Origin of the sequence: Streptomyces sp. NPDC021356 (assembly GCF_040641015.1) — a bacterium.
GTDB lineage: Bacteria > Actinomycetota > Actinomycetes > Streptomycetales > Streptomycetaceae > Streptomyces.
Window position 1 is genome coordinate 39936 of the sequence record NZ_JBFACU010000048.1, and the last position, 7692, is coordinate 47627.

Below are 7692 nucleotides of genomic sequence, written 5' to 3' on the forward strand. Positions count from 1 at the left end.
GGCTGTACACCCCCGGCGGTACGGAAGGGGTGCCTCCGGGGGTGTGGGGCGGGTCACCGGGGGCGGAGGAGGGGGCTGTGGGGGCCTGGTGGTGGGTGCGTCCGGGTGGTGGGTGGTCCGGCCGGTCCGTGGGGGGTCCGGTGGTGGACGGTTCCGGTAGTGAGTGGCTCCGGTGGCGGGGGCGGCGTGGCGGCCCGGTGGGGAGGGTGGCTCGTGCGGCCCAGTGGTGGGAGTGGGGTGGCCTTGTGGTGTGTGGGGAGTGGCTGGGGTGGTGGGGTGCGGTGGCGGCCCGGTGCAGTGGCTCGGTGGTGGTGTGGCGGGGTGGCTCGGGTCGTGGGGAGCCGGCGGCTCGGTGGGGTGACTTCGGTGGTCGGAGTGCGGGGGCCGGTGGGGCGGCTCGGGTGGGGTGGTCCTGGGGGGTGGTACCGGGGGAGGGGCGGGTGCGGGTTTCGGGCAGAATCGGGGCCATGACGACGCCCGAGCACGAGTCCCCCGCGCCGCAGCCGCCGGCCCCCGAGTTCCAGGACCGGGTCCGCCGGTCGTCCGGCGCGATCGCGGGCGGCGTCCTGCTGCTCGCCATCATCCTGTGGCTGGGCTTCGACGCGATGTTCACCGGCAGCGGGCGGGTCCCGTGGCTGGCGCTGGCCGGGATGATCCTCACCGTGCCGCTCGTGACCGCCTTCACGTTCCGGCCCGCCGTGTACGTCAACGACGACCGGCTGCGCGTCCGCAACCCCTTCCGCGTGATCGTGCTGCCCTGGAGCCAGGTCGCCGGCCTGCGGTCCGGCTACTCCAACGAGGTGGTCGCCGTCTCCGGTGCCAAGTACCAGCTGTGGGCGGTGCCCGTGTCGATGCGGGCGCGCAAGCGGGCGGCGCGGCAGGAGACGCGGGCCGCTGCGGCGGGCGAGCCCGGGGCGACCGGACGCGGAGGCCTCTTCGGCCGGGGGAACGTCGGCGGGGTCGGCGGCCTCGCGGGGGGCGCATCCGGGGCCGGGGCGGCCGCCGGCGGGCCCATCCGGGCCGAGGGCGACCAGTTCATGAACGACCTGCGCGAACTCCAGGAGGCCCGGGCGCACGCCGAGAGCGCGCAGGGCGAGGTGAGCGTCCGCTGGGCCTACGAGATCGCGGGGCCGGCGCTGGCGGGCGCGGTGGTCCTGGCGATCCTGCTCGCCGTGGGCTGAGGCTCTGGGGTTCTGGGGGCGAGGCCGCGCTCGGGGCTGCTGGGGCCCTGGCCTGAGGCTCGGTGGGTGTGCGTGGGCCCCGGGGTGTCCCGGGGCCCACGCGTGTCAGATGCCCGCCGCCGTCGACAGGTCGCGCTTGATCTGCGCCAGGAGGCCGGCGGCCCTCGCGCGGGCCGCCGGGAGGCCGGTTCGGTCCCCGACCGGGACCACGACCTCCAGGTAGCACTTCAGCTTGGGCTCCGTGCCCGACGGGCGGACGATCACGCGGGCGCCGTCCAGCGTGTAGCGCAGGCCGTCCGTCGGGGGCAGCTTCTCCGTGCCCCGCGTCAGGTCCTCCGCGCGGGTGATCGGCAGGCCCGCCAGTTCGGTCGGGGGCTGCTCGCGCAGGCGGCGCATCGCGTCGGCGATCAGGGAGAGGTCCTCGACGCGGACCGAGAGCTGGTCCGTGGCGTGCAGGCCGTGCTCCACGGCCAGGTCGTCGAGCAGGTCCAGGAGGGTGCGGCCCTCCTCCTTGAGCTGGGAGGCCAGCTCCGTGATCAGCAGGGCCGCGGTGATGCCGTCCTTGTCCCGTACGCCCTCCGGGTCCACGCAGTAGCCGAGGGCCTCCTCGTAGCCGTAGCGCAGGCCCTCGACGCGGGCGATCCACTTGAAGCCGGTCAGGGTCTCCTCGTAGGGCAGGCCCGCCTTCTCGGCGATGCGGCCGAGGAGGGAGGAGGAGACGATCGACTCCGCGAACGTGCCGTGCGCTCCGCGGGCGACCAGGTGGGCGGCGAGCAGTGCGCCCACCTCGTCGCCGCGCAGCATGCGCCAGTCCGTGCCGTCCTTCACGGCCGCCGCGCAGCGGTCCGCGTCCGGGTCGTTGGCGATGATCAGGTCCGGGCCGGTCTCGCGGGCCTTGGCGAAGGCCAGGTCCATCGCGCCGGGCTCTTCCGGGTTGGGGAAGGCGACGGTCGGGAAGTCCGGGTCCGGGTCGGCCTGCTCGGCGACCAGGGCGGGGGCGGGGAAGCCCGCGCGGGCGAAGGCGGCGAGCAGGGTCTCCTTGCCGACGCCGTGCATCGCCGTGTAGACCGTGCGGGCCGTGCGCGGGGAGCCCTGGGCGAGGACGGCGTCCGTGCGGGCGAGGTACGCCTCCAGGACGTCGTCGCCGAGCGTCTGCCAGCCGGTGTCCGGGCGGGGGACCGCGTCGAGGGTCGTGATCGCGTCGATCTCCGCCGCGATCTCCGCGTCGGCGGGCGGGACGATCTGGGAGCCGTCGCCGAGGTACACCTTGTAGCCGTTGTCGCGGGGCGGGTTGTGGCTGGCGGTGACCTCCACGCCGGCGACCGCGCCGAGGTGCCGGACGGCGAAGGCGAGGACGGGAGTGGGCAGGGGGCGGGGCAGTACGGCCGCGCGCAGGCCGGCGCCGGTCATGACGGCGGCGGTGTCGCGGGCGAAGTCCGCCGACTTGTGGCGGGCGTCGTAGCCGATGACGACGAGGCCGGCCGTGTCGTCCCCGTGGGGCGTGCCCTGCTTCTTCAGGTACGCGGCGAGGCCGGCGGCGGCGCGGATGACGACGGAGCGGTTCATGCGGAGGGGGCCCGCGCCCAGTTCGCCGCGGAGGCCGGCGGTGCCGAACTGGAGGGTGCCGGCGAAGCGCGCCGTCAGCTCCTCCGTGTTCCCCGCGTCGATGAGCGCGGCGAGTTCCGCACGGGTCTCCGCGTCGGGGTCCTCGGCGAGCCATGCCTTGGCCCGTGCCATGAGGTCGTCGTGCACGTGGGGTCAGCCTCTCGTTGTCGGTGGGGGCGGGTCGGGTTCGGATTCGGGTTCGGGTGCGGTGGGGTACCGCGGGGTGCCCGCGGCGGCCTGTGCCGGGGGGTGGGGGTGCGCGTAGCGCGTGCGGTGGTGGGGTGGGGCGGGGCCGCGCCGGGGGGTGTCCGTCCTCGGAACGGCGCGGAACCGGGTGCTTGTGCGGGTGCCCGGCGTTGACGCGCCGACCGCTGCGGGCGGACACCCCCCGACACGTCCCCTTCCCGCCGTACGCGGCTGCGGGCGGACACCTCCGATGCGTCCACCCTCCGACACGTCCCCTTCCCGCCGTACGCGGCTGCGGGATCGTCCGTCCCCCGGAGGACTCTTCCGGTTCGCCGTGGGCGGGGCGTTCGTCTTTGCGGTTGCCTTCACGGTTCGCCGTACGCGACCGGGGGTGCGTCCGCCCGGGGGCGTCGGCCCCGGGTACTCCGCCGCTTCGCCGTGGCTGCTGCGGGTTCGTTTCCCGGGGGCGTCGCCGGGGGCTTACAGGCGTTCCAGTACCTGGGCCAGGAGGGAGCCCATGCGGGTGGCGCTGTCGCGGCCCGCCTGGAGGACCTCCTCGTGGTTGAGGGGTTCGCCCGTCATGCCGGCGGCGAGGTTGGTCACCAGGGAGATGCCGAGGACCTCCGCGCCGGCCTCGCGGGCGGCGATCGCCTCCAGGACCGTGGACATGCCGACCAGGTCCGCGCCGATGACGCGGGCCATGCGGATCTCCGCGGGCGTCTCGTAGTGCGGGCCGGGGAACTGGGCGTAGACGCCCTCCTCCAGGGTCGGGTCGACCTCCTTGCACAGGGCGCGCAGGCGGGGGGAGTAGAGGTCGGTCAGGTCGACGAAGTTGGCGCCGACGATCGGGGAGGTGGCGGTCAGGTTGATGTGGTCGCCGATCAGGACCGGCTGGCCGGGGCGCATCCCTTCGCGCAGGCCGCCGCAGCCGTTGGTGAGGATGATCGTCTTGACACCGGCCGCGACGGCGGTGCGCACGCCGTGGGCGACGGCGGCCACGCCGTGACCCTCGTAGTAGTGGGTGCGGCCCAGGAAGACGAGCGCGCGCTTGGTGCCCGTGCTGTACGAGCGGATCCTGCCACCGTGGCCCTCCACCGCCGGGGGCGGGAAGCCGGGCAGCTCGGTGACCTGGAACTCGGCGTCGGGGGCGCCCAGGGCGTCGACGGCCGGTGCCCAGCCGGAGCCCATCACGAGGGCGACGTCGTGGGTCTCCGCGCCGGTGAGTTCCCGCAGGCGCGCGGCGGCGGCGTCGGCGGCGGCGTAGGGGTCGCCCTGGATGTCGTCCGGAAGAAGAGATGCGTTCACGCGGACGAGGGTAGCCGGAATTCGCCTACGCGCGTAGATGACGGAGCTCACGGGATTGCGATCGTTGTCTCGTCGTTTCCGACGAGGGCCCCGGCGCGGTGCGCTCAGCAGGGGCGTTTGCGCAGCTCCATGACGTAGTCGTGCGGGGCTCCGGCGGACTCGGCCGCGTCCGCCAGCTCGCCCAGGTAGCGGGCCGAGGGCAGGCCGCCCTCGTAGGCGTCGAGGACGTAGACCCAGGCCGCCTCCTCGCCGTCGAGGGTGTGCACGCGCACCCGCATGCGCCGGTAGATCTCCATGCCGACGCCCTCCCAGCGGTCCAGCGACTCCTCGTCCATGGGGGCGATGTCGTAGAGCGCGACGAAGACCTGGGAGATCGGGTCCTCGACCAGGGTCGCCAGGGCGCCCTCCCAGCCCAGGTGCTCGCCGCCGAAGGTCAGCCGCCAGCCGTTCAGCCAGCCCGTGGCGCGCAGCGGCGAGTGCGGGGCGCGGCGGGACATCAGCCGCGCGTCGAGATTGCCGGCGTACGCGGCGTAGAGCGACATGGGTCGAAGCGTACGGCAGGGACGCGGGCGGCTCATCCGCGACGGAAGGCGCCTCCCGTCCCCGGCGGGGGGACGCCGGTGCCCCCGGGGAGGAGCAACTTGAGGAGTGCGGGACAATGGAATACGTGACTCGGATCGTGATCATCGGTGGCGGACCCGGCGGATACGAAGCGGCGCTGGTGGCCGCTCAGCTCGGCGCGGAGGTGACCGTCGTCGACTGCGACGGTCTGGGCGGAGCGTCGGTGCTGACCGACTGCGTGCCGTCGAAGACCCTTATCGCCACGGCCGAGGTGATGACCACCTTCGACTCCTCGTACCAGGAGCTGGGGATCATCGTCGCCGACGACACCCCGCCGTTGGAACAGGCCGCCCGGGTCGTCGGGGTCGACCTCGGCAAGGTCAACCGGAGGGTCAAGCGGCTCGCGCTCGCGCAGTCGCACGACATCACCGCCTCCGTGACGCGGGCCGGCGCCCGGGTCATGCGCGGGCGCGGGCGTCTGGAGGGCATGCAGGGGCTCGACGGGTCGCGCAAGGTCGTCGTCACCACGGCCGACGGGAGCGAGGAGACGCTCACCGCGGACGCGGTGCTGATCGCGACCGGCGGCCACCCGCGCGAGGTGCCGGACGCGCAGCCGGACGGCGAGCGCATCCTCAACTGGACCCAGGTCTACGACCTCGACGAGCTGCCCGAGGAACTCATCGTGGTGGGCTCGGGCGTCACCGGCGCCGAGTTCGCGGGCGCCTACCAGGCGCTCGGGTCGAAGGTCACGCTCGTCTCCTCGCGCGATCGCGTGCTGCCCGGCGAGGACCCGGACGCGGCGGCCGTCCTGGAGGACGTCTTCCGGCGCCGCGGCATGAACGTCATGGCGCGCTCGCGCGCCGCCGCTGCCAAGCGGGTCGGGGACCGGGTGGAGGTGACGCTGGCCGACGGCCGGGTCATCAGCGGTTCGCACTGCCTGATGGCCGTCGGCGCCATCCCCAACAGCGCCGGGCTCGGCCTGGAGGAGGCCGGCGTCAGGCTGCGCGACTCCGGGCACATCTGGACCGACAAGGTGTCGCGTACGACGGCTCCGGGCGTCTACGCGGCCGGTGACGTGACCGGCGTCTTCGCGCTGGCGTCCGTGGCGGCGATGCAGGGCCGTATCGCCATGTACCACTTCCTGGGCGACGCCGTGGCCCCGCTGAACCTGAAGACGGTCTCCTCCAACGTCTTCACCGACCCCGAGATCGCCACCGTCGGCTACAGCCAGGCCGACGTCGACGCCGGCAAGATCGACGCCCGCTGCGTGAAGCTCCCGCTGCTGCGCAACCCGCGCGCCAAGATGCAGGGCATCCGGGACGGCTTCGTCAAGATCTTCTGCCGCCCGGGCACGGGCATCGTGGTCGGCGGTGTGGTCGTGGCGCCGCGCGCCTCGGAACTGATCCACCCCATCTCGATCGCCGTCGACAACAACCTGACGGTGGAGCAGATCGCGAACGCCTTCACGGTGTACCCCTCCCTGTCGGGGTCGATCGCCGAGGTGGCCCGGCAGCTGCACGGGCGCAAGGCGACCGGCGAGGCATAGGGGCGGCGGCGATCCGGTCCGGCCGGATCCGACTCCCCGTCGTTCACGGGGAGTTGCCGCTCATGCGTCCGGCATAGTCGACCGGACTAGGGCTTATACCACTTCAGGTTGCACCATGCGAACAACTTCTGTTATTCGGCGCAAACTGCTGAAAGCAGACGGTCGCTGGGGTTACTGTCAGTTTCGTGTTCGCTGCTGAACGTCGCCAACTGATCCTCGAAATGGTGCGAGCGAACGGTGCCGTGTCGCTCCGTGAACTCGCCCGCGTCGTCCAGACCTCCGAAGTGACCGTACGGCGGGACGTGCGCGCACTGGAGGCAGAAGGACTCCTCGACCGCCGGCACGGCGGTGCGGTACTGCCGGGCGGGTTCACCCGCGAGTCCGGCTTCCCGCAGAAGTCGCACCTCGCGACGGCGGAGAAGACGGCCATCGCCGACCTCGCCGCGGGCCTCGTCGAAGAGGGCGAAGCCATCGTCGTCGGGGCCGGTACGACCACGCAGGAGCTGGCCCGCCGGCTCGCCCGGATCCCCGGGCTGACCGTCGTCACCAACTCCCTGCTGGTCGCCCAGGCACTCGCGCACGCCAACCGCGTCGAGGTCGTGATGACCGGCGGTACGCTGCGCGGCTCCAACTACGCCCTCGTCGGGTCCGGAGCCGAGCAGTCGCTGCAGGGGTTGCGGGTGTCCCGGGCGTTCCTCTCGGGAAGCGGCCTGACGGCGGAGCGCGGGCTGTCCACCTCCAACATGCTCTCGGCCTCCGTCGACCGCGCCCTCGTACAGGCCGCCGCGGAGGTCGTCGTCCTGGCCGACCACACCAAGCTCGGCGCGGACACCATGTTCCAGACCGTCCCCACCGAGTTCATCACCCGCCTGGTGACGGACGAGCCGCCCGCCCACGACGATCGGGCGGGCACGGAACTGCAGGCCCTGGCCGACCAGGGCGTCCAGATCGCCGTGGCCGGTCCGACGGGGAACCCGGTGGGTGACCAGCCCCCGGCCCGCGGTGAGCGCCGCCGGGACGTGCCGCTCCCCGGGCCGCGCCGCGGGCAGGCCGGGACTCCGGCCGCCGCCCTGCGCTCCACGGGCCTGGGCGGCCAGGAGCAGACGGCGGGAGCCGAACGGGCGGGCCGGGTGGCGGACCTCCGGCGGCGGTGAGGCCCGGCGGGCCGCCCGGTCGCTCCACGAACGAGGCGCCCGGCGGACCGCATCACGCGGTCCGCCGGGCGCCTCGTTCGTGGCCCCGGGGGTGGGGGGGGGCGTCCTGGATCTGGCAGATGGGGGGGGCGGTGGTGTGGGGGGGGCCGAGATA

At 73.8% G+C, this 7692-nt stretch carries 6 protein-coding genes; 3 read left to right on the plus strand and 3 right to left on the minus strand.

What is annotated here, in order from left to right; genetic code table 11:
• The first annotated feature begins 467 nt into the window (after window positions 1-467).
• On the plus strand, window positions 468-1181 hold the full coding sequence (locus AB0G56_RS37905) for a PH domain-containing protein (protein ID WP_360979464.1): 714 nt from the start codon (window positions 468-470) through the stop codon (window positions 1179-1181).
• Between the two features lie 105 nt (window positions 1182-1286).
• On the opposite strand, the gene AB0G56_RS37910 is transcribed toward AB0G56_RS37905, so the two are convergent.
• From AB0G56_RS37910 to AB0G56_RS37920, 3 genes are all read right to left on the minus strand, one after another.
• Entirely contained in the window at window positions 1287-2933 is a 1647-nt protein-coding gene (locus AB0G56_RS37910) for a phospho-sugar mutase (RefSeq protein ID WP_360979467.1), read from the minus strand.
• A gap of 519 nt (window positions 2934-3452) precedes the next feature.
• Entirely contained in the window at window positions 3453-4277 is an 825-nt protein-coding gene (locus AB0G56_RS37915; protein WP_360979470.1) for a purine-nucleoside phosphorylase, read from the minus strand.
• Window positions 4278-4381: 104 nt separating this feature from the next.
• The gene (locus tag AB0G56_RS37920; protein ID WP_360979473.1) at window positions 4382-4819 is read right to left on the minus strand and encodes a gamma-glutamylcyclotransferase; all 438 of its coding nucleotides are present in this window, start codon (window positions 4817-4819) and stop codon (window positions 4382-4384) included.
• A gap of 116 nt (window positions 4820-4935) precedes the next feature.
• Between AB0G56_RS37920 and AB0G56_RS37925 the strand changes: the two genes are divergently transcribed.
• Together AB0G56_RS37925 and AB0G56_RS37930 are read left to right on the plus strand one after the other, a co-directional pair.
• The gene (locus tag AB0G56_RS37925) at window positions 4936-6384 is read left to right on the plus strand and encodes an NAD(P)H-quinone dehydrogenase (RefSeq protein WP_360979476.1); all 1449 of its coding nucleotides are present in this window, start codon (window positions 4936-4938) and stop codon (window positions 6382-6384) included.
• Window positions 6385-6569: 185 nt separating this feature from the next.
• The gene (locus AB0G56_RS37930) at window positions 6570-7538 is read left to right on the plus strand and encodes a DeoR/GlpR family DNA-binding transcription regulator (protein ID WP_360979479.1); all 969 of its coding nucleotides are present in this window, start codon (window positions 6570-6572) and stop codon (window positions 7536-7538) included.
• Window positions 7539-7692: the final 154 nt, after the last annotated feature.

Excerpts from the sequence above, each read along its gene's own strand:
- AB0G56_RS37905 (WP_360979464.1), top strand. The coding sequence starts at position 468 with ATGACGACGCCCGAGCACGAGTCCCCCGCGCCGCAGCCGCCGGCCCCC.
- AB0G56_RS37920 (WP_360979473.1), bottom strand. The coding sequence starts at position 4,819 with ATGTCGCTCTACGCCGCGTACGCCGGCAATCTCGACGCGCGGCTGATG.
- AB0G56_RS37925 (WP_360979476.1), top strand. The coding sequence starts at position 4,936 with ATGGAATACGTGACTCGGATCGTGATCATCGGTGGCGGACCCGGCGGA.